Consider the following 22,636-nt stretch of genomic DNA (forward strand, 5'->3'; position numbering starts at 1 on the left):
ATTATTGATTTTGCTCCTAGAGAACATGAACAAAAAGTAAACAAAAAAACTGCGATTTTTATAAATGCGCAGTTTTTTATGTACAATTTAATAGTCATTTTATTATTCTTATCGGTCCTAGATGAATATCTGTTTCCATATAAAATAACAACTTTACTTATGAAATTTCCTCAAAATAATCCTTATAAAACCCACCAACTTTTCCACTATTGTCGACAATAAAATAAAATTCCTCTGTTTCATTTTTAACTTTATAAGACTGGCCGACTGTTAACGCACGATTGACGATATACTTTTCAGCATTTGTATGAATGCATTTGACCATTTTGATTGTATCCGAATTATTCCAAGTTAGATGTCTCATTCTATACTCCTTCATCGTTTATTACTACATTATTATAGGAAATTTACTTGGAGTGGTGCAACCTTTTTTGATAATGAAGATACTTTTCTCAAAACAATTGCTTATTCGAAAACAAACAGAGAAAAGAAGGCTGTTCTTCATTAAAAAATTTCAGCAATAGGCTCATGCCCAAAACCACTATACACACAACAACAACCTTAATGAGTTAGCTTTTTTCTTATTTTCATGATTTTACCTTCATCAAAAGTGAAGAGTTCGCCTGTAAAAACATTTTTTAAGGTTACATATGTTTTTTCGCAAATTGTATCAAGCCTTATAAATTCAAGAAATTGATAACATTTATTTTCGTACACCACTTCATAATAGCTATTTTCAGTAAATGTCTTCATAAAGAGTACCTTCTTTCTGAGATGGTGTTAATCTTTTTTACCACCCTAATGCTTGCTTAAAACATTTTTCTCAGAAAAAATCACAATTTACACCCGAGTCTGACAAGTTCTTCCTCCAATTTCTGATAATATCCTTGGCTCACTCTCCCTTTTGAGCCTCGCAGAATTTCTTTTGCATAGTGAAGTGGTGGAGCCAACTCTGGTTGTTTCTCATATACATGAAAGGTTAAAACGTCTGGAATCAGTTTTTCACCTATTTTCACATCAACAAGTGTAGGTCGATACCATCCAAGGTTAAAACCCTCCCTATCAAAAAGATAGTATATTCCTTGAAAAGGAATATTATATAAGATCCCTTCCGTTACACCACCATCTTCAATAATATCAGCGCGTCCTCCATCATTTGCGCTAAATAAATATTTCATAGAATAGCCTTCCAGTGTACAAGCTCCTTCCACTTTTTCAAAAAAATGAGCGACTTCTGCTTTCTCAAATCTTTCGACATCCATACAAGAGCCGTAAGCAAAATAATAAATGGAAGCTGGTTTTTGGTTTAATAACTGATATAACTTCCAATCTCCATGAGGGATCAGTTCCTTACCTAAACCTTCCTGTTTCTCTATGTAGACAAAGCCTGAATACTCTCCTATATCCGTAAAGATTTGTGCTTCCACTCGCTCATATAGATTATCTTCCCTGTTAGCCTTATAGTCTTCCAGATGATCCAATTTCGAAAGGATCGTTTGATCAATTTCATACAATTCTCCATATACTTTCCCTTGTTCCGAGCACTTCAGCGCTGGGTAACCATAACCAGTATCAAATAGCTCTCCATATGTCCACGCTTGTTGAGCAATAGGAACAGCGTTTTTTAATAGCCCATGATTTCCTTCATGTTTCCTTAATGTGCCGTATACAAAAACCTTCACCTCAACGACTCCTTTAATATTAAGACTTTTTTGACATCTCTATTTTAACTGAAGGGATTCCGTTTGTCTTACAAAGTCTATTAATTCCAGAACAACTCTATCAAGCTTCGGATATGGTTGCGTCCCTTTTTTCTCTTTAAGTTTGAATACTTATATGAAGTTTGCCTAAGTTCAATCACTTTTATTTTCGCCAGTTCTGTATAGATATAGTAGTCATAATTCATTTCTCCATCCCCCCTTATACATCCATCATACCTTTACATCACTTCATCTACATTGGGAGTAAGAACGAACAGATCTCCACCTATAGGTTGAATAAATTTCAGACTACATTATTTTTCGAAAATTTCGCGAAATGTCTTTTCAAAGGAGCAAAGATCCTTTACAATGAATAAACATAGATTTACAATCCTTTTACCTGGAGGTATGCACAATGAAGATTATGAGTAATGAATTGTTAATCGTCTCGTATCGTGATGCATTGAAGTCGGAAAAGGATAAGGAATGGGCAAAAATTTTGAAAGATGAAATTAGAAAACGTGGATTAAAGCCTTTTAAGGACTAAAAGTGATAATGAATAATATTTTGGAAACCAAAAACAGCCACCGTGCACTTTGCACTAGTGGCTGTTTTTTATATAATGCTTATTCAAATATTAATGATTCAGGATCCTCGATAAGTTCTTTAATTCGCTTTAAAAATGTAACTGCCTCTTTGCCATCAACGATGCGATGATCATAAGAAAGGGCAATATACATCATCGGACGGTTCTCCATCCTTTCCTCATCAATGGCAACTGGACGAAGTTTTACCGAATGCATGCCTAAAATTCCAACCTGTGGTCCATTTAAGATTGGTGTGGAGAGCAAAGAACCGAACACTCCTCCATTTGTAATCGTAAAGGTACCACCTTGCAGATCAGTAAGGGCCAGTTTGTTTTGACGTGCCTTATCAGCAAGCGCTAAAATATCTTTTTCAATTTCCGCAAAACTCTTTCGGTCTGCTTCCCGTACAACCGGAACCACAAGTCCCTCCGGAGCGGAAACAGCTATTCCAATATCATAAAACTTTTTCAGAACAATTTCATCACCTTGTATTTCAGCGTTCAATAGCGGTGATTTCTTTAATGCAGCAACGACCGCTTTTGTGAAAAATGACATAAAACCTAACTTTACATCATTTTCTTCCAAAAATTTATCTTTCCGGCGCTTACGCAAATTTAATACATTTGTCATATCAACTTCGTTAAAAGTAGTCAGCATTGCCGCTGTATGCTGCACTTCCACTAAGCGATTAGCAATCGTTTGCCGTCTGCGGGACATACGAATTCGTTCCACCGGCTTATCATCGCTTACCATCTCTTGCCTTACTGCAGGCGCTGGTGTTGGAACCGATGTAGCAGCGCTCGGTTGACCATGTTGAAATCCTTGAACATCTTGTGCACGTACACGGCCTAACGGATCAACTGTTGGAACCTGGCTCAAATCAAGTCCTTTTTCTCTTGCTAGTTTCCGTGCCGATGGAGATGCGATCGGGCGCTCCTTCTTTTCTTCTTTGAATGTTGAATTTGATTGCTCTTGTACATTTTCTTCAGCGTTTTTTTCCTGAACAGAGACAGGAGCTGGTTCCTCTCCCTCCTCTGAAACGATAGCAATCACTTCTCCAACATTAACGGTATCCCCTTCATTATATTTCATTTCAGTCAAGACCCCACTGTAGTCCGAGATGATTTCAACATTGACCTTATCAGTTTCTAATTCAACTAAATAGTCGCCTTTTTCAATTTTGTCGCCCACTTTTTTTAGCCATCCAGCTACAGTTCCTTCTGTAATTGATTCTGCTAACTCTGGAATTCGAATTTCCGCCACCTTAATTTCCTCCTTCTTCAAAAACGGGTGATTACTTTATCAATAATACATGCTTGCTCCATTTTGTGAACATCAGGATCTCCCTCAGCCGGACTTGAACGACGACGGCGACCAACATAGCGCACCTCTATATCGCTTGCCGCTATCTCTTTAATACGAGGTTCAACAAATGTCCACGCTCCCATGTTTTTCGGTTCTTCTTGGACCCAAACAATTTCTTTTACATTCGGAAGGCTATCCAAAACCATTTTCAGACTTTCCATTGGAAAAGGATAAATTTCTTCCACACTGACCACATGGAGCCATTCCGTATTTTCCACAGTATCTAGCTGTTCAAGAAGATTGATAACCATTTTCCCTGTTCCTAAAACTACGCGCTCGACCTTATCGGCCTCTTGCCCGATCGCTTTATGCTCAATAATTGAATGGAATTCTCCTTCACTTAGGGCACTCGGATGTGATGCTACTCTTGGGTTTCGCAGCAAGCTTTTTGGCGTCATGATGACAAGAGGGCGAACCTCTTCTTTATTTAAAATCGCTGCCTGCCTTCTTAAAATATGAAAATACTGTGCAGCAGAAGTTAGGTTAGCAACAGTCCAGTTATTTTCCGCAGCCAGCGTTAAAAATCTTTCCATACGGGCGCTAGAATGCTCTGGTCCTTGGCCCTCGTATCCATGAGGTAAAAGGATTACGAGTCCCGATTTTTCTCCCCACTTCGCCCTTCCTGAAGAAATAAATTGGTCAAAAATAACTTGTGCCGCATTTGAAAAATCACCAAATTGCGCTTCCCATAAAACTAATGTTTCAGGTGCGAAAACATTGTATCCGTATTCAAAACCTAGCACGGAACCTTCTGACAACGGACTGTTGTAGACACTAAAAGAAGCCTTCGCATCTGATAACCGATGCAATGGAGAGAATTTTTCCCCTGTATTCTGATCATATAAAACGATATTTCGATGAGCAAATGTACCACGCTCTGAATCCTGACCTGAAAGGCGCACAGGAGTTCCATCGGCAATTATGGAGGCAAAGGCAAGAGTCTCGGCTAAGCCCCAATCGACTTTTCCATTATCTTTAAATGCATCTAGACGTCTCTTTAAAATTCTACTTAATTTACTAAATACTTGAAATCCTTCCGGCCATTGCAAAAGCTCTTCGTTCATTTTCTTTAACTTTTCAAGAGGCACCCCTGTTTTCATCTTAGAAATCCCTTTTTCAACCGTTTCAGGAGGTTTTGGATCTCCCTCTTTCTCCTCTTTTTCCGGAACCTTTGCATATGCTTCCTGAAGTCTAGTAAGTACTTCACGTTCGAGCTGTTCAAGCTCGCCCTGAGAAAGAATGTTCTCCTGAAGTAATTTTTGTGCGTACAGTTCCTTCACAGTCGGATGCTTTTGAATTAGTTGGTACATTAACGGATTTGTCGTCATCGGTTCATCCATTTCATTATGACCAAACCTACGATAGCCAACGAGATCAATTAAAACATCTTTTTTAAACGTTTCGCGATATTCACAAGCAAATTGGGCTGCTGCTAATACCGCTTCTGGATCATCGGCATTAACATGTAAAATCGGCATTTCATAGCCTTTAGCTAAATCGCTCGAATACCGTGTTGAACGAGAGTCCATTCTCTCAGTAGTAAAACCGATCAAATTATTGGCAATGACATGAATCGTACCACCTGTACGATATCCTTTTAAGCGGCTTAAATTTAACGTTTCAGCTACTATTCCTTGTCCAGGAAATGCGGCATCACCGTGGACAAGAATGGCTAACGCTGAGCTTAAGTCTTCTTTCGGATAGCCCTTGTCTGTGCGATCATCTTGCGCAGCACGGGTAAACCCTTCCACTACAGCTCCAACAAATTCAAGGTGACTCGGATTATTCGCTAATGTTATTCTCGCTTTGCGTTGATTCTTCTCAGGTAATTCACGATTAAGACCAAGATGATATTTAACATCTCCTGTCCAACCAAAGTTAATTCCAATTGAGCCTTCTGAAGGCACTAGTTCTTTGTTTGGCGCATGCTGAAACTCTGCAAAAATCATTTCATATGGCTTTCCTAAATTATGAGCAAGAACGTTCAAGCGCCCTCTATGAGCCATTCCGATGTTAATTGTTGAAGCACCGTTCTCAACCGTTTCCAAAATAATTTCATCAATTAATGGAACCAATGTGTCCAAGCCCTCTATAGAAAAGCGTTTTTGGCCAACGAAGGTTTTATGGATAAATTTTTCAAATTCCTCGACCTCTGTTAAGCGCTGCAACAACTTTTTCTTTTTATCAGCAGTTAATGATGGAAGCAGACTCCCACTTTCAATTTTGTTGCGAATCCACATTTTTTCTTGATTATTATTAACATGTCGGATTTCAAAAGCAATTTTCCCGGTGTATACCTTTTTCAAGTACTCAATAGCTTCATAACCATTTTTTAGATGGTGTGGAATATCCGTTGAGATAAAATGAGCTGGTATTTCCTCTAAATCTTGTTTCGTTAGTCCGTAATAATCCATTTCAATTAGTTCTTTATCAGGTTCTTGATTTTTCAACGGATAAATATCAGCTGCTAAATGGCCATAGCCCCTGACTTTGTCAGCAAGATTGGCTGCTGCTAATATTTTTTCAATCGGTGTGCTAACTTGAATTACATTAGTTTGAGAATGTGCAATCTCACTCTTTTCTAATGTAGGTGGTCCATTTTCTGCGAAGTATGCTTTTATTTCTTCGTCCACTGAATCAGGATTTTCTAAATAGGCTTCATACATCTCAATGACATATCCTAAATTCGGTCCGTGAAATCCTTGCCATACTGGTCCTTGACCATCTGATGGCTTCCTCATGTGAAATACCTCCAAAATCTTTTAAGAAATTGATCACTTTATCCTCTTCTTCTCCATTCGGAAACTCAAATGTTAGAATAATATTATTTTTCAGAGGATATAACGTTTTCAAAGCTATTCTAACACGTTCATGTAAGAACTACAAAGGTTTTAACTGTGTAAATAGTAAAAACTTTCATTAGGCAATTACCTATTGTAATAAAATTTTAACACTCGTTTAAATTATTACATCATTGGATAAATTTCCTCATCAATAGGCAAATTATGAAAGAACTTAAATCAAGGAGATGAACGATGCGTGAATATTGGTCGTGCAAAGGAAATAGCAGAAAGTGCTGAAGTTCATAACGTCACTTATGAAGGACTTCCAGTTATCATCCAACATGTTGATGAACAAACAAAAACAGCGAGAATTTATTCGAAGCAAAATCCTGAATATGAGCAGAATGTCCCAATCTTAAACTTAATTGAAGAGGAATAAAATCAGGCTGCCCGCAAACGCTCGCTTTCTTCGTTGCTCGTCTTGTCCGGTGCTCATTACCTATTATGGTAACTCCGCTCCTCCCAAGGCTTCGCGCCTCGAAATCAAACGTTTTCAATCAGCCTGAAGGTGACTGATTTTTTTTATTTTTGACTTTGTCTACACTCTGAAATAATTTCTCATTGACTTTATTGGTTTATTGTAGTAAATTTTAGAAAATTGAATTTAATTTCTTATCAAGAGAGGTTGAGGGTCTGGCCCTATGAAACCTCAGCAACCTGCAAGCATTTATTGCAAGGTGCTAATTCCTGCAAGTTTTGTAAATAAACTTGGAAGATAAGAAGAATGGCTGTTATCCGTTATGAAAAGTCTTCTTCTTATAGAAGACTTTTTTTGTTTGACTTTGTTATATATCGAAGTTGTATTTGGCTCATTTTCTCTCTTAAAAGACCGCTCCCCCCTAAAAAGGTGTGCGAAATTTTAGTTTCACATGATATGTGCAACAACTCTGTTTAACAAAGCCTTTCTTTTATATGCAGCTTTATAACAGCAAATTTTATGAATGTAAGGAGTGTTTTCTTATGTATGAACTCGAAACAAAATTGGCGCAAATCGGAAATCGCAGTGAAAAAACAACAGGGACTGTAAACCCTCCTATCTATCTTTCCACCGCCTATCGTCATGAAGGAATTGGTCAATCAAGCGGCTACGATTATATCCGAACTGGCAATCCAACAAGACAAATTCTAGAACAGACGATAGCTGAGCTTGAAGAAGGTGATGGTGGGTTTGCCTGTAGTTCTGGAATGGCCGCTATTTTGACAGTACTTTCTCTCTTTAAATCAGGAGACGAGTGGATTGTTGCAAAGGATTTATATGGTGGTACATACCGTATTCTGGAGGAGAACTTTAAGAAATGGGGCCTTAAGGCAACATATGTGAATACGAGCGATGCTGCCAATATACAGAAAAGTATTTCTGAAAAAACAAAAGCTATCTTTATTGAGACACCTACAAACCCTCTTATGGAACAAACCGATATCAAAGCTGTTTCAAAAATAGCAAAAGAAAATAAACTTTTAGTAATTGTTGATAATACGTTCTATACTCCTTATATTCAAAAACCAATTACAGATGGTGCTGATATCGTCATACATAGTGCCACTAAATATTTAGGGGGTCACAATGATGTTCTTGCCGGATTGATTGTTGCGAAAGGAAAGGAACTTTGCGAGTCTCTAGCTTTCTATCATAATGGCAATGGCTCGGTTCTAAGCCCTTTCGATTCATGGCTGTTAATGCGAGGAATGAAGACGTTAGCCCTAAGAATGGAAAAACATGAGCAAAATGCAAAAGAGCTTGTCCGCTTTCTATTAGAACACGACGCCGTGACAAATGTCCTTTACCCAGGACGAGGAGGAATGGTTTCATTTCGAATTCAACATGAAGCATGGGTGAATCCTTTCTTGCAAAACTTGCAATTAATCACGTTTGCTGAAAGCTTAGGCGGAACAGAAAGCTTTATCACCTATCCTGCAACACAGACCCATGCAGATATTCCCGAAAAGATTCGATTTGAAACAGGGGTAGATAATTGTTTGCTGCGCTTTTCAGTTGGATTAGAGCATAGCGATGATTTAAAAAATGATTTACAACAAGCATTCATAAAAGCCCAACAGGAGGTAGTACGATGAACGAAGACTGTTGTTACTCTTTTGAAACGAAGTTGCTTCACAATAACTCAAAATTTGATCTTACAACTGGAGCTGTCAGCGTCCCCATTCAGCATGCCTCAACCTTCCATCAATCAAGCTTTGACACTTACGGAAAGTATGATTACGGTCGCAGCTTGAATCCTACAAGGGAAGCGCTCGAGGAGCAATTAGCCCATTTAGAGGGTGGTATTCGTGGGTTTGCATTTGCTTCTGGAATGGCTGCCATTTCAACCGCCTTTCTCCTCTTATCAAAAGGTGACCACGTTGTCATTACGGAGGATGTATACGGCGGAACCTATCGCATGATAACAGAGGTTCTCTCCCGCTTTGGCATTGAGTATTCATTTGTCGATATGACTGATCTCGATGCAGTCACAAGAGCTGTTCAAGCAAATACGAAAGTATTTTATATCGAAACTCCCTCAAATCCTACTTTAAAAGTTACAGACATTAAAGCAATCAGTCTGATCGCCAAAAAACATGGGGCTTATACATTTGTCGATAATACTTTCTTAACTCCTGCCTTACAGAGGCCTTTACAATTAGGGGCAGATGTCGTCCTTCACAGTGCAACCAAATTTTTATCCGGTCACAGTGATGTAGTTGCAGGAGCAGCAGTTGTAAGAGATGAAGAATTAGCAAATCGACTTGCCTTTTTACAAAACTCTTTCGGGGCTGTGCTTGGCGTTCAAGATTGTTGGTTAGTACTGCGCGGTCTTAAGACATTATCAGTACGATTACAGCAATCGGTCAAAACAGCTAATAAATTGGCACACTTTTTCCGCCAGCACGATTCAGTAAAAAATGTTTATTATCCTGGTTTAAAAGAGCATCCCCAATATGAATTGCAAAAAAAGCAAGCTTTAAACGCTGGCGCTGTTTTATCTTTTGAACTTGAATCAGAAGAACTAACTAAAAAATTCGTTGAAAATGTTAGAATCCCCGTTTTTGCAGTTAGCTTGGGCGCGGTGGAATCAATCCTTTCATATCCCGCGAAGATGTCGCATGGAGCGATGCCAAAAGCAGAACGAGAAAAAAGGGGAATCAGCAATAGTTTACTAAGATTGTCTGTTGGTTTAGAACATGCGGACGATTTAATTAATGATTTTACAACGGCATTAACCTATGCCTATTCACCAATTAAATAAAAAGGAGTAAGAATATGAGTTTCCTAGAAAAACTAAAAAGTGAAATTCTCATTGCAGATGGTGCTATGGGGACCCTTCTATACTCCTATGGGACAGATAGCTGCTTCGAAGAATTAAATCTTTCACACCCGGAAGAGATCAAAAAAATTCATCAAGCTTATATTGAAGCTGGTTCAGATATTATCCAAACAAATACGTATGCAGCCAATTATTTAAAACTTCAAAGATATGGTTTAGAAGACTCTGTTAAGGAAATAAATAGCGCTGCAGTTAAAATTGCCAAAGAAGCGGCACAAAAGGATGTATATGTCCTTGGAACAATGGGTGGAAACCGTGGTGTAAATCCAAAAGCCCTCTCGATTGAGGAAATTAAACGCAGCTTTCGAGAACAGCTTTATTGTCTGCTATTAGAAGATATAGATGGAATCCTGCTTGAGACCTTTTACGATCTTGAAGAGATTGAAACAGTTTTAGCCATTGCTAGAAAGGAAACTTCCCTTCCTATCATTGCACAGGTTTCCATTCAAGAACCAGGAGTCATGCAAAATCAAACAGCTATTAACGATGCCTTCTCAAGACTTGAGGAATTAGGAGCAGATATTGTTGGTTTAAATTGCCGAATCGGCCCTCATCATATGATTAAAAGTTTAGAAGAGGTGCAGATTCCTAGCAGAGCTTTTCTTTCTGCATTTCCAAATGCTAGTCTTCCAACTTATACAGATGGCAAGTTCCATTATGAAGGCGATGCAGACTACTTCAGAAGTTCAGCAAAAGCTTTTCAGAAGCAGGGGGTTCGATTGCTCGGAGGATGCTGTGGTACAACTCCTGCGCATATACGTTCATTTGCAAAGGAATTAAAAGGCGCTACTCCGATAACCGAAAAAGTCATCAAACAGAAAACGCAGTCTTCCATTAAAGTCATGCAAGCAGCTGTTCGAAATGAGGTGCCTCTGCAAACGCTCGTCAAAGAAAGACCATCGGTTATCGTTGAGTTAGACCCGCCGCGCAAACTCAACACGGAGAAGTTTTTCCAAGGGGCAAAAGAATTAAAAGCTGCAGGTATTGATGCCATTACACTAGCAGATAATTCCCTTGCCTCACCTCGAATTGAAAATTCTGCTCTTGCCTATTTAACAAAAACAGAGATTGGTATGCGTCCTCTAGTTCATATCACCTGTCGTGATCGTAATATTATTGGTTTGCAATCCCATCTAATGGGACTGCACACACTCGGGCTGCATGATGTACTCGCTGTAACCGGCGATCCAGCACGAGTTGGCGATTTCCCTGGCGCCTCTTCCGTTTATGACGTCTCTTCATTTGAATTAATACAAATGATTAAGCAATTTAACGATGGGTTATCAAGTTCAGGGAAAGATTTAGGACAAAAAGGAGCTTTTTCAGTTGCTGCAGCATTCAACCCAAATGTTCGTTCAGTAGAAAAAGCAGTAGATCGGATGGAAAAGAAAATCCAATATGGTGCTGACTATTTTATTAGTCAGCCGATCTATTCAGAAGAAAAATTAATCGAGGTTTATCAAGCAACTAAACATTTAGACACTCCTATTTATATAGGTTTGATGCCATTAACAAGTAGTAGAAATGCGGAGTTTCTTCACAACGAAGTACCTGGAATCAAAATTTCGCAAAATATTCGTGATACAATGGCATCATTAGCGAATGATCCGGTTCAAGCAGCTCGTGAAGGTGTTGCAATCACGAAAGATTTAATCAATGCAGCGACAGAATTATTTAATGGGATTTATTTAATCACACCTTTTTTACGCTATGAAATGACTGTTGAGCTTGCTCGCTATACAAACGAAAGTAGCAACAGGATGTTGAGGAGGAAGCAAAATGTCAAAAGCATTACTCAATAAGCAGTTAACGAAAAAAATTCTCATCATGGACGGAGCAATGGGAACGATGCTCCAACAGGCTTCATTAACGGCTAACGATTTTGGTGGTGAAGAGTTTGAAGGCTGCAATGAAATTTTGAATATTACCCGTCCTGATGTTATTGAGTCAATTCACCTCCAGTATTTACAAGCAGGTGCAGATATTATTGAAACGAATACATTTGGAGCTACTGAAATTGTGCTAGATGAGTATGGGCTTGGACATAAAGCTTATGAGCTAAACAGGCAAGCTGCACTCATCGCCAAAAAGGCAGTCGCCAAATTAGCGACTCCCGATTGGCCAAGGTTCGTCGCAGGTTCAATGGGACCGACAACTAAAACACTATCAGTTACTGGCGGAACATCATTTGAAAAACTGCAAAAATCATATGAAGAGCAAGCGCTCGGCCTCATCGATGGCAATGTGGATATTCTGTTACTCGAAACGAGCCAAGATCTTCTAAACGTAAAAGCTGGCTTTTTAGGCATCCAAGAAGCATTCAAAAAGCGGCATATCGAACTTCCGGTTATTCTGTCTGGAACGATTGAGCCGATGGGAACAACACTGGCAGGACAATCAATTGAAGCATTTTACATCTCGGTTGAACATATGAACCCCCTCGCTGTTGGACTCAATTGTGCAACCGGACCTGAATTTATGCAAGATCATATCCGCTCGCTCTCACAGCTTTCAACCGCTGCTGTCAGCTGTTATCCAAATGCGGGGCTACCGGATGAAGATGGCAACTATCACGAAACACCACAGTCACTTGCCAAAAAACTCGGTGGGTTTGCGGCTGAAGGTTGGCTTAATATTGTTGGTGGTTGCTGTGGCACAACACCTGAACATATTAAAGCAATCGCTGAAGAAATGAAGCATTATAAACCAAGGAAGCCGGTAAACACTGACTATCATATGGTATCAGGGATCGAACCTTTTATTTATGATGACCCTACCCTTCGCCCGATTATGGTTGGTGAAAGAACGAATGTCATTGGCTCACGGAAATTTAAGCGCCTTATTTCTGAAGGAAAGTTTGAGGAAGCAGCAGAAATTGCACGAGCTCAAGTTAAAGGTGGCGCACATGTGATCGACATTTGCTTAGCCGATCCCGATCGTGATGAGCTTGAGGATATGGAAAACTTCTTAAAAGAAGTAACAAAAAAAATTAAAGCACCGCTTGTCATTGATTCAACGGATGATACAGTCATTGAAAAAGCACTTGCCTATTCACAGGGTAAAGCAATTATCAACTCCATTAACTTAGAAGATGGCGAAGAACGCTTCGAATCAGTCGCAAGGCTTGTGCACCGGTTTGGAGCTGCTGTTGTTGTCGGAACAATTGATGAAAAAGGGATGGGTGTATCAGCGGAAAGAAAGCTAGAAATTGCAAAACGTTCTTATAAACTTCTTGTCCATAAGTATAAAATTCCACCACAAGATATTATATTTGACCCCCTTGTCTTCCCTGTTGGGACGGGGGATGAGCAATATATAGGATCCGCTAAGGCAACCATTGATGGAATACGCATGATTAAAGAAGAGTTCCCTAAATCCTTAACGATCTTAGGAATTAGCAATGTTTCTTTTGGTTTACCTCCAGTCGGGAGAGAAATTTTAAATTCTGTTTTTCTCTATCATTGCACACAGGCCGGTCTTGATTACGCGATCGTTAACACAGAAAAGCTTGAACGTTTTGCCTCGATTTCAAAGGATGAGGTCACACTTGCGGAAAAACTGTTATTTGAGACGACAAATGAATCTTTAGCTACCTTTACAGAATTCTATCGAGATAAGAAAAAAGAAATCAGGAGCTCGACTCCAAATATGCCCCTTGATGAAAGATTGGCATACTATGTAATTGAAGGTACGAAAGAAGGATTGCTTAAAGATTTAGACAATGCCTTAAAAGCATTCCCAACACCATTAGCAATCATCAATGGACCTTTAATGGATGGAATGAAGGAGGTTGGCCGCCTCTTCAACAATAATGAATTAATTGTCGCCGAGGTTTTGCAAAGTGCTGAGGTAATGAAAGCAGCAGTATCTTACCTAGAACCTTTTATGGAAAAAAATGATACAAGCTCAAATAAGGGAAAAATTATCTTAGCTACCGTTAAAGGAGATGTCCATGATATTGGTAAAAATTTAGTCGACATCATCTTAAGCAATAACGGCTATGAGGTTATCGACCTAGGCATTAAGGTAGCACCCTCAACATTAATTGAAGCAGTAAAAAAGGAAGACCCCGATATAGTCGGCTTGTCTGGCCTATTAGTAAAATCTGCTCAACAAATGGTCGTAACAGCCCATGACCTTAAACAGGCTGGGATCAATATTCCGATCTTAGTTGGCGGTGCAGCTCTTTCAAGAAAATTCACAGATACAAAGATCTCGAAAGAGTATGATGGTCTTGTTCTTTATGCAAAAGATGCGATGAATGGTTTATCATTAGCTAATCAAATACAAAATCAAGAAGAAAAACAACTGCTGTTAGAAAAAAAGAGAGAAAAGATTTTAGAGGCGACTAGTACTCCTATCTTCGAACGTCCTGTTACAACTGCAGTAATGGAAAAGCCAAAAGTGTCAACAACGGTCCCTGTTCATATCCCGCGTGATCTGGAGCGACATCTATTGAGAAGCTATACTTTAGACCATATTGAACCATATATCAATCGGCAAATGTTGCTTGGCCATCATCTTGGAGTAAAGGGAAAAATTGATAAATTATTGGCTAGCAATGATGAAAAAGCGCACAAGGTAAATGATACGGTTAATCACCTTATTTTCGAAGCGAAAAAAAATGTTTGGATTAAGCCTAGAGCTGTGTATCAATTTTTCCCAGCTCAGTCTGATGGTAATCAAATCTATATTTATGACTCAACTAATCGAGAACAAATAATTGAAACTTTTGATTTCCCACGTCAACATAAAGGCGCTTATTTATGCCTTGCTGATTATATAAAATCAGTGGATAGCGGAGAGACTGATTACGTTGGATTTTTCGCCGTCACCGCCGGAAGAGGAATTCGCGAACAAGCAGAGAAACTAAAAGATGCGGGAAGATTTCTAGAATCACACGCCTTACAGGCATTAGCACTTGAATCTGCAGAAGGCTTTGCTGAATTGATTCATCGGCAAATGCGAGATGCATGGGGCTTCCCAGACCCTGCAAGCATGACGATGCAGCAGCGCTTCTCTGCAAAGTATCAAGGTCAGCGTTTTTCATTCGGTTACCCTGCTTGTCCTGACTTAGAAGATCAAGCAAAGCTTTTTCAACTTCTTCAACCACAGGATATCGGGATTGAACTAACAGATGGTTTCATGATGGAGCCCGAGGCATCGGTTACAGCCATTGTTTTTGCTCATCCAGAAGCAAGATATTTTAATGTATTATAAGAAAAGCCCTTTTCAAATATCATTGCTCCTCTCTATCTGATTACCCAAAAAGTAGGTGTCCCAAAAGCTTAGCTTTTAGGGGCGCCTCTTTTTTAATTTCCACTATGTCTGGAACGGAGGGCGGAGCAAGCCACTTTTCCTGCAGAAGTCACCACCTTCGCGTTCCAATCAACGATATGCACATGAAAAATAAGAGATACAATTAGGTGAAAACATCTAGTTCATATCGCATTTAGGGATCAAAAACCTGATTTTTAAACGATCAATCGCTTCCGCTAAAAGGGCCCCCTTCTCTCCACTATTTAATAACCAAAAATACGTAAAAACCACAAAAAAAGCTGCACTCAAAAAGTCGTTTTTAACGTCCTTTTGACACAGCCTCATCTTATATGTGACTTACTCGCAAACTGGAAGAATGACTTCCACAGTCGTTCCTTTTCCTTCAATGCTATTAATTCTTAGTTCACCTTCATGACTTTCAATGATACTTTTTGAGATCATTAAACCGAGACCCGTTCCCTTCTCTTTCGTTGTGTAAAAGGGATTGCCAATTTTATTTAAAAGATGTGCAGGGATACCAGCACCCGTATCATGAAACGCTATTAAAACTTTGGAATCGAGCCTTGTAGTTTCAAGAGTAATTTTGCCACCATTACCCATTGCCTCGATCGCATTTTTAATAATATTTATAAATACTTGTTTAATTTTATTCTCAACACCATTAAAAAAAAGATTATGTATAGTTTGCTGGTTTACATGATTGATTACAACACCGTGCAAATTTGCTTGAGCACTCATTAACATTCGTACATTTTCAAGCAAATCTTCTAAACAAACTTGTTTAAATTCATCTTCTGTTGGCTTCGCTAGCAATAATAACTCTCCGACAATTGTATTGATTCTTTCAATTTCTGATATCATAATTTCAACATAGTCACTTTCCGTTGAAAATTGATGGTTGAGCAATTGAGTAAAACCTTTTAAACTGGTTAATGGGTTGCGGATTTCATGGGCAATTCCAGCAGCAAGCTCCCCGACAACATTTAACTTCTCAGATTGTTGGATGAATTCCTGATTCCTTTTGATTTCTGTAATGTCGCGAATAACAATATGTAACGATTCCTCTCCACCATAGACAAATGGAATAATCTTCACTTGAATATCAATTATGTCACCATTTAAACAAACAAATTTCTCTTCATAAGGCAGCACCGGTAAACCAGCTTCAATTTCCTTATAGACCTTTTTAGCGCGCTCGTGATAGGAAGGATGAATAATATCATAGATGCTCATGCCGACAATTTCTTCCTTTGAATTTGCTTTTAATAACTCTACTCCAGTCTCATTAATAAACGTAATCCTATCACTCTTAACTTTTCTGACTATAATCGTCTCTGGGGCCTTCTCGACAAGTAAACGATACTTTTCCTCGCTTTCATATAACTGATTAAGAGTTGCTTTCTTTTCTTCAATTTCTCGTTGGAGATCTTGATTGATTTTATAGAGTTCCTTTGTTCTTTCCACAACTAAGCTCTCCAACTGATCAAAATGCTGCTTTCTTTCAGTAATGTCTCTAATCGTACATACAAATATTTTTTCATTTTCAACTTCTGCATCTGCTAGATGAACCTCGATTGGGAAAGCCGTATTATCTTTTTTCAAACCAACGGTATCAACATTTGCTCTTCTTGGAATATTGTCGATTGAAAATTCAAACAAAATATCAACCCGTGCTCCAATCAATTCAGTGCTTAAATAACCAAACATCATGGTCACAGCAGGATTTACGGAAAGAATTTCACCTTCCTCATTAAAGAAGACAATTGTATCAATAGAAGTCTCGCCAACGGCACGAGCCATCGCCTCCTTTTTTCGAAGCTCTATCGACACTGCTTCTAGCTCTTTCGTTCTTTTCGAAATCAATTCGCTCTGTTCTATTACTTTTTTCTTATGTAAGTACATAGAAACAAAAGCATCAACCTTGCATTTTAAAATGATCGGATCGACAGGCTTCAATATATAATCTATTGCTCCGACGGAATATCCATAGAGGATATTTTCGATCGTTTGACTTAAAGCTGTAATAAAAATGATCGGAACATCCTTTGTTTTCTCTCGCTCACGAATCATTTTTGCAGTTTCAAACCCGTTTAGCGTTGGCATCTGCACATCCATCAAGATAACAGCAAATTCTTTCTTAAGCACCCATTTCAATGCCTCAATACCCGAATTTGCCTGGATGAGACAATACTCAGGTGAATCGAGCACCGCCTCTAAAGCCAATAGATTTTCCGGTCGATCATCAACCAATAGGATATTGACGCGTCTATCCTCCATTACTCTCACACCCCTGTATCCTTTTGATAGATTTTTTCTTTATTATCGATCACTTGATACTGTAAATTTGTCATTTTATTCAATAGTCCCTCACGGCTTCCTAGTCCCAAAAAACCATTGTTGCTTAAACTATGAAAAAACAAAGAATGAACACGTTCCTGTAATGATCTATTAAAATAGATTAAGACATTACGGCAAATAATCATGTGGAATTCATTAAACGAACCATCTGTAACCAAATTATGCTGTGCGAAAGTGATATTTTTCGACAAACTCGCATCAAATTTGGCAAAATCCTTTCGGACGGTATAATAACCGGAGAAATCCTGTACTCCGCCGGAATTCACATAATTATTCGTATAATCCTGCATCTTTTTTAATGGGAATTCGCCTTTTTTTGCTGCATCCAGCACTCTTTCATTGATATCTGTCGCATAAATTCTCGACTTATCAAAAAGACCTTCTTCCTTTAAGAGGATTGCCATTGAATAAACTTCCTCACCAGTTGAACATCCAGCATGCCAAATTCGGATAAGTGGATATTTAGCCAATTTAGGTAGTATCTTTTTCCGCATCGTCAAGAAAAAGCTCGGATCACGAAACATTTCCGAAACATTTATGGAAAAATCAAAATACAGCTTCTCCATCATTTTAGGATCATGGAGAACCCGATCGAGCAGTTGAGTCACAGTTGCTATCTTTTCCACTTTCATGCGGTATAAAATTCTTCTCCGAATTGAAGTCATTGCATAATCTCTAAAATCGAGCCCATAACATTGATAGATTCCTTCAAGCAAGAGTTTTATTTCAATAGTTTCCATTTTATTACTCTGCTGAATATTCATTTCATCTACCTTTCACTTCAACGTCTAAGCTTTAGACGATAATTTTATTTATAAAGCCATACCTTTAATAATGAATATAACTGCTCTAAATTAACCGGTTTCGTAATGTAATCGGACGCACCGGCATCAATACATTTCTTGCGATCATGACTCATCGCCTTAGCGGTCAATGCGATAATTGGTAATTCGGCAAAACGCGCATCTTTGCGAATCTTGCTCATCGCCTCATATCCGTCCATTTCAGGCATCATAATATCCATTAACACAATATCGACATCGTCGTTCTCCTGAAGATATTGAATCCCATCTTTCCCATTTTCGGCAAAGTTAACGTTCATTCCTACTGCCTCTAATGCTGTTGTAAGTGAAAAAACGTTTCTCATATCATCATCGACAACAAGAACTTTTTTCCCTACAAGATATTGATCGTGTACAGGCTCTGTTAAAAGAGTTGGATTTGCAATCAGTTGTGGGTTTACTTCTTCGACAGTAACTGCAGCTTCTTGTTCACTCATATGTTTTTCTGAAAAATTAGAGATTGGTAAATAAAAAGTAAATACACTACCGTTCCCCTCCTGACTAGTAACAGTTATATAACCATTCAATAGAGCCGCTAGCTCACGGCTGATCGATAACCCTAACCCTGTGCCGCCATACTTGCGGCTCGTTGTTCCGTCTGCTTGTTGAAAAGCTTCAAAAATAAGCTGTTGATTCTGTTTCGAAATGCCAATTCCAGTATCGGATACTTTAAACATGACATACTCTTCTTCCCAACTTCCAACATGCTTCTTTACTTCCAGCTTTACAAAGCCCCGTTCTGTAAATTTAATCGCGTTAGAAAGAAGGTTTTTCAATATTTGATAAACCTTTTGTTCATCCGTATATAAAAATCTTGGAATCTCAGCTTCAATATCGATCTCGAATTGAATACCTTTCTTTTCGGCAAAAGGTTCAAATTGTTTAATTAAAGATTGTTCCAATTCACTCATATTCATTTCAATTTTGTGTATGTCTAACTTCCCAGCTTCAATTTTCGTTAGATCGAGAATATCGTTAATTAAATTTAGCAAATCTTTCCCTGCTGCATAAATCGTACTAGCATACTCTTTTTGCTTAACAGTTAAATTTTCTTCTTTATTCTCAAGTAATATTTGCGCAAGAATAAGCAAGCTATTTAAAGGAGTTCTTAACTCATGAGACATATTGGCTAGAAATTCTGATTTATATTTAGAGCTTAACTGAAGCTGTTTTGTTCGTTCCTCCAATTCCAATTTTGTATTTTCCAAATCCTTTGTTTTTTGTTCTGAATGTCTATATTGAGCTTCCAGCTCTTCATTCATCGTCCTCAGCTCCTCTTGCTGAAGCTGCAACTCTTCAGATTGACTCTGTAATTCCTCATTGAGCGTTTGGGCTTCTTCTAACAGATTTCTCACCTGCATTTGTTGATTAATTCGATAAATGGTAATTCCAAGCTGCTTTGTTGCCTCCATAAGCAATTTTTCCTGCAAAGGGGTAAATTCAGTCAACGTTGCAAGCTCCATTACGCCAACAACATCCCCATCAAGATGAATAGGTACTATCATAATCGCATTCGGTTTTGCTCCACCAATGCTTGAGGAAATAGAAATATAATTATCTGGAATATGAAAAAGTTGTTTACTTTTTCCATCTTTAGCACATTGGCCAACTAATCCTTCACCCCATTTGATTGTTTCCTTACCCTCAAATTCGATATTTGGCGCACCTGCATAAGACGAGACCTTAGACAAATATCGTGAGGATTGTTCATCCTTCACAATGTATAAGGAGCCATATGTAGCGTCTACCATCGGAACAATTTCCTGAAGATATGTATCACCAAGCTTTAAAATATCCAATATCTCCTGTGATAACATGGAAAGGCCAGCCAGCTGCTTAGAGAGCCAATTTTGTTCTTCAATTTCTTCAGTATATTCTCTTTCCATACGTTCATGGTCCTCTAGCGCTTGCGCCATTTCATTATATGCCAAAGCAATTTCCCCGATTTCATCTTTTCCACTCAATTTCAGTCGTGGTAGATTTTCCGAGCCATATTGAATACTTTTCATCACATCTCTTATACTGCGAAAACGAGTTTTAATGTCGCTTATAACCCATTTGGAAACAATATAACCAAAAATCAGTGCAATAATGATAGAAGAAATGCTTATTTTGATAAAGAGATCGTATGTGGCTTTTGAATTTTCCAATGTGTCTTCCATAATTTTTTCCTGTATGGAAATTAACTCATCAATAACTGTGACAATTTGTCCATATTGCTCACTTGCCATTGAATCAATTCCCAAAACTTCATTATCTATATTTTTCATACTTGAACGAATATGATTAAGCAATTTTATTTTTTCATACCTATCCTCAACTAAATGATGTATATCTTGATTTTGATGATTGAGAATCCCGACAATAAGTGCAATGATTACAGTTACCAATACAATCATTAATCCAAAGCCAACATATAATCTTGTTGTATATTTCATCCAAGGCGACCCCTATTAATTATTGTTCTTCTCTATTTTTGCATTGCATGACATATAAATCATCAATTCTACTATTTTCCCTCTTTATTTAAAAGTAAACCCGTTATGACTTCTATTTTATATAAATTTGCTGAATTTTGTATGCAGTTTTTTCATAAATCTACTTTATCTAATCTTAGCCTTGTCATTTTAATAAGAGAGCAACAGACAAGCTTGCTCTTCCTTTTTGGCTTGGCAAAGTAGATTTTTTTACGATATGTTCATTCTTAAGGTTAAATTGCTTGAGTTAGATATAGACGTGTACTACAAAACATGCTCAACAATAGCCGATTTTTCATCTCCCATTAACTTGAAGCTTAATGGAAGGAAATATGAAGAAATTGAGGATGTAGCATTTAAAAATAGCCGTGTTCGAATAGCTAGGGGCAATAAGTGGCCATGGACAAATGCGATTCACTTGAAATGATTTTAAATACTCGCTACAATATGATGAAATACAAAAAAGGACTAAACGAGCAGAATAAAGCCGCTTAACGCTTTTTATTGTTTCCGCAGTCTACTGAACATCCAGCTTCACCAAAGTTTTTTTATCATAGCTTGTTATATGTTAGTATTGATACTTACCACATTTTCTCTCTGATTTCAGTATAACTAAAAAAACGTGTGAAACCTTGATTTCACACGACAATGACATTATGATAAAAAACGGATCATAATTAAGCTCACGATAGAGACTACCACAGAGGCGAATAACCCTGTTAAAAATGGTTTGTATCCAAGCTTAACAAAGCCTTTCAAATTAACCTGTAAGCCTACTGCCGCCATTACCATGACAATGATAAATTTCGCAAAATCATTGCTAAATACTTGTAGCCTTTCAGAAAAAAAACCAAGGGAATTCAAAATACTCATAAATATAAACCAAAGAATAAACCATGGAAAAGCATTTTTTAACGAGCTTTTGACATTCCCTTTCTTTTGATTGCCCATTAAAATAGATAAAATAAGAACTACCGGGAGCAAAAATAACGTCCGTGCCAATTTCACAGTTGTTGCAACATCGCCTGCTTCGCCGCTGTATGCAAAACCGACAGCAACTGCGGAAGAAGTATCATGAACAGCGGTGCCGCTCCATATTCCAAAATCAATTGCATTGAAATTTAGTAACTGACCGACAAAGGGATAAACGAAGAAGGCAATTAAATTAAAGAAAACAATCGTTGAAATAGCATAAGCGGTTTCATCCTCCTTCGCTTCCAGTATCCCCTTAACACAAGTAATAGCTGTAGTTCCGCAAATACTAGTCCCAATTCCGATCATCAGCACAAGAGTATGATCAAGCTTAAGTAATTTTCCAAACCAGTAAGTAAGTGCAATACCCAAAACAACAGAAGTGATAACTACGATCAAAGACTGCCGACCGATTTCTACAATCGCATTTAAATTCAAGCTTACTCCTAATAAAACTACAGCCAATTTTAACAGCTTTGCCACAACAAAGTTTAATCCTGACTGATAAATGGTCCGAACATCCCATATACTTCCTAAAATGAGGCCTAAAATAATGGCAAATAGGATACTCCCAATTAAAGAAAAAATATTCCCTAAATAATGGGCAGTGATCGCAATCACAACAACAAGGATTATCCCCCTTGCTCTATTCATCCATTTTGTGTTCAAATCTTGATGTATAAACAAATTTTCCACTACTCCTCTAATAGACGACCGAACAAATCAATATCTTTATATTGTGCATATAAAAAAGGGTATCAAAGAATAAACTGGCACCTATGTCAAGGACACAATAAAAAAAGAGATTAAGCAACTAGAAGATGATTCCTATATTGAATAGGGGTCATCTTTTTTAAGTCCCACTGATATCGATAGTTGTTATAGTAAACCA

Annotated in this window: 17 protein-coding genes and 1 riboswitch; of the genes, 6 read left to right on the plus strand and 11 right to left on the minus strand. The window is 38.1% G+C overall.

The window, feature by feature from the left end; translation table 11 throughout:
• Positions 1–157 precede the first annotated feature (157 nt).
• From PZE06_RS17010 to PZE06_RS17025, 4 genes are all read right to left on the minus strand, one after another.
• Positions 158–364: a DUF6501 family protein gene (locus tag PZE06_RS17010; RefSeq protein WP_150948968.1), complete on the minus strand. Its 207-nt coding sequence runs from the start codon at positions 362–364 to the stop codon at positions 158–160.
• Positions 365–561: 197 nt separating this feature from the next.
• Positions 562–753: a hypothetical protein gene (locus PZE06_RS17015; protein WP_150948965.1), complete on the minus strand. Its 192-nt coding sequence runs from the start codon at positions 751–753 to the stop codon at positions 562–564.
• Between the two features lie 80 nt (positions 754–833).
• A complete protein-coding gene (locus tag PZE06_RS17020; RefSeq protein WP_150948962.1) occupies positions 834–1,682 on the minus strand; it encodes a gamma-glutamylcyclotransferase family protein in 849 nt (282 codons plus the stop codon).
• Positions 1,683–1,762: 80 nt separating this feature from the next.
• On the minus strand, positions 1,763–1,906 hold the full coding sequence (locus PZE06_RS17025; RefSeq protein ID WP_191963266.1) for a hypothetical protein: 144 nt from the start codon (positions 1,904–1,906) through the stop codon (positions 1,763–1,765).
• A gap of 209 nt (positions 1,907–2,115) precedes the next feature.
• On the opposite strand from PZE06_RS17025, the gene sda reads away from it, so the two are divergent.
• Positions 2,116–2,247, plus strand: a complete 132-nt coding sequence (gene sda / locus PZE06_RS17030) for a sporulation histidine kinase inhibitor Sda (protein ID WP_095306228.1) — start codon at positions 2,116–2,118, stop codon at positions 2,245–2,247.
• Between the two features lie 79 nt (positions 2,248–2,326).
• Here sda and odhB read toward each other — a convergent pair whose 3' ends face one another.
• Positions 2,327–3,550 carry a 2-oxoglutarate dehydrogenase complex dihydrolipoyllysine-residue succinyltransferase gene (gene odhB, locus PZE06_RS17035; RefSeq protein ID WP_150948958.1) on the minus strand — a complete coding sequence of 408 codons (1,224 nt, stop codon included), beginning with the start codon at positions 3,548–3,550 and terminating at the stop codon, positions 2,327–2,329.
• Between the two features lie 17 nt (positions 3,551–3,567).
• Positions 3,568–6,393: a 2-oxoglutarate dehydrogenase E1 component gene (locus PZE06_RS17040; protein ID WP_150948955.1), complete on the minus strand. Its 2,826-nt coding sequence runs from the start codon at positions 6,391–6,393 to the stop codon at positions 3,568–3,570.
• Between the two features lie 298 nt (positions 6,394–6,691).
• Between PZE06_RS17040 and PZE06_RS17045 the strand changes: the two genes are divergently transcribed.
• The 5 genes from PZE06_RS17045 to metH all read left to right on the plus strand — a co-directional run bounded on the left by PZE06_RS17045 (position 6,692) and on the right by metH (position 15,035).
• Positions 6,692–6,874 carry an H-type small acid-soluble spore protein gene (locus PZE06_RS17045; RefSeq protein WP_150948952.1) on the plus strand — a complete coding sequence of 61 codons (183 nt, stop codon included), beginning with the start codon at positions 6,692–6,694 and terminating at the stop codon, positions 6,872–6,874.
• A gap of 230 nt (positions 6,875–7,104) precedes the next feature.
• A riboswitch (SAM riboswitch) is annotated at positions 7,105–7,217 on the plus strand.
• A gap of 238 nt (positions 7,218–7,455) precedes the next feature.
• Positions 7,456–8,568, plus strand: a complete 1,113-nt coding sequence (locus tag PZE06_RS17050) for a methionine biosynthesis PLP-dependent protein (protein WP_150948950.1) — start codon at positions 7,456–7,458, stop codon at positions 8,566–8,568.
• Positions 8,565–9,737, plus strand: coding sequence for a cystathionine beta-lyase (metC, locus tag PZE06_RS17055; RefSeq protein ID WP_150948948.1), 1,173 nt, complete (start codon positions 8,565–8,567; stop codon positions 9,735–9,737). The genes PZE06_RS17050 and metC overlap by 4 nt, the downstream gene beginning before the upstream one ends.
• 14 nt (positions 9,738–9,751) lie before the next feature.
• On the plus strand, positions 9,752–11,617 hold the full coding sequence (locus PZE06_RS17060; RefSeq protein ID WP_150948945.1) for a bifunctional homocysteine S-methyltransferase/methylenetetrahydrofolate reductase: 1,866 nt from the start codon (positions 9,752–9,754) through the stop codon (positions 11,615–11,617).
• On the plus strand, positions 11,595–15,035 hold the full coding sequence (metH, locus tag PZE06_RS17065; RefSeq protein ID WP_150948942.1) for a methionine synthase: 3,441 nt from the start codon (positions 11,595–11,597) through the stop codon (positions 15,033–15,035). The genes PZE06_RS17060 and metH overlap by 23 nt, the downstream gene beginning before the upstream one ends.
• 396 nt (positions 15,036–15,431) lie before the next feature.
• Here the strand turns inward: metH and PZE06_RS17070 are convergent, their stop codons facing one another.
• From PZE06_RS17070 to PZE06_RS17090, 5 genes are all read right to left on the minus strand, one after another.
• Positions 15,432–17,372 carry a PAS domain S-box protein gene (locus tag PZE06_RS17070; protein WP_150948938.1) on the minus strand — a complete coding sequence of 647 codons (1,941 nt, stop codon included), beginning with the start codon at positions 17,370–17,372 and terminating at the stop codon, positions 15,432–15,434.
• A gap of 5 nt (positions 17,373–17,377) precedes the next feature.
• Positions 17,378–18,193: a CheR family methyltransferase gene (locus PZE06_RS17075; RefSeq protein WP_225310718.1), complete on the minus strand. Its 816-nt coding sequence runs from the start codon at positions 18,191–18,193 to the stop codon at positions 17,378–17,380.
• 68 nt (positions 18,194–18,261) lie between these two features.
• Positions 18,262–20,733, minus strand: a complete 2,472-nt coding sequence (locus PZE06_RS17080) for a response regulator (RefSeq protein WP_150948933.1) — start codon at positions 20,731–20,733, stop codon at positions 18,262–18,264.
• A gap of 693 nt (positions 20,734–21,426) precedes the next feature.
• Complete coding sequence (locus PZE06_RS17085; protein WP_150948930.1) at positions 21,427–22,431, minus strand: YeiH family protein; 1,005 nt, start codon at positions 22,429–22,431, stop codon at positions 21,427–21,429.
• Positions 22,432–22,550: 119 nt separating this feature from the next.
• The coding region (locus tag PZE06_RS17090) for an IS3 family transposase (protein WP_275791704.1) at positions 22,551–22,636 on the minus strand (86 nt) is incomplete at its 5' end.

It is taken from the genome of Robertmurraya sp. DFI.2.37 (genome assembly GCF_029211245.1).
Taxonomy (GTDB): domain Bacteria; phylum Bacillota; class Bacilli; order Bacillales; family Cytobacillaceae; genus Robertmurraya; species Robertmurraya methanolica_A.

What these genes read in the sequence shown, in the direction of transcription:
- PZE06_RS17010 (WP_150948968.1), bottom strand. Translation starts at nt 364, where the DNA reads ATGAGACATCTAACTTGGAATAATTCGGATACAATCAAAATGGTCAAA.
- PZE06_RS17015 (WP_150948965.1), bottom strand. Translation starts at nt 753, where the DNA reads ATGAAGACATTTACTGAAAATAGCTATTATGAAGTGGTGTACGAAAAT.
- PZE06_RS17025 (WP_191963266.1), bottom strand. Translation starts at nt 1,906, where the DNA reads ATGAATTATGACTACTATATCTATACAGAACTGGCGAAAATAAAAGTG.
- sda (WP_095306228.1), top strand. Translation starts at nt 2,116, where the DNA reads ATGAAGATTATGAGTAATGAATTGTTAATCGTCTCGTATCGTGATGCA.
- PZE06_RS17040 (WP_150948955.1), bottom strand. Translation starts at nt 6,393, where the DNA reads ATGAGGAAGCCATCAGATGGTCAAGGACCAGTATGGCAAGGATTTCAC.
- PZE06_RS17050 (WP_150948950.1), top strand. Translation starts at nt 7,456, where the DNA reads ATGTATGAACTCGAAACAAAATTGGCGCAAATCGGAAATCGCAGTGAA.
- metC (WP_150948948.1), top strand. Translation starts at nt 8,565, where the DNA reads ATGAACGAAGACTGTTGTTACTCTTTTGAAACGAAGTTGCTTCACAAT.
- PZE06_RS17060 (WP_150948945.1), top strand. Translation starts at nt 9,752, where the DNA reads ATGAGTTTCCTAGAAAAACTAAAAAGTGAAATTCTCATTGCAGATGGT.
- metH (WP_150948942.1), top strand. Translation starts at nt 11,595, where the DNA reads ATGTCAAAAGCATTACTCAATAAGCAGTTAACGAAAAAAATTCTCATC.
- PZE06_RS17070 (WP_150948938.1), bottom strand. Translation starts at nt 17,372, where the DNA reads ATGGAGGATAGACGCGTCAATATCCTATTGGTTGATGATCGACCGGAA.
- PZE06_RS17075 (WP_225310718.1), bottom strand. Translation starts at nt 18,193, where the DNA reads ATGGAAACTATTGAAATAAAACTCTTGCTTGAAGGAATCTATCAATGT.
- PZE06_RS17080 (WP_150948933.1), bottom strand. Translation starts at nt 20,733, where the DNA reads ATGAAATATACAACAAGATTATATGTTGGCTTTGGATTAATGATTGTA.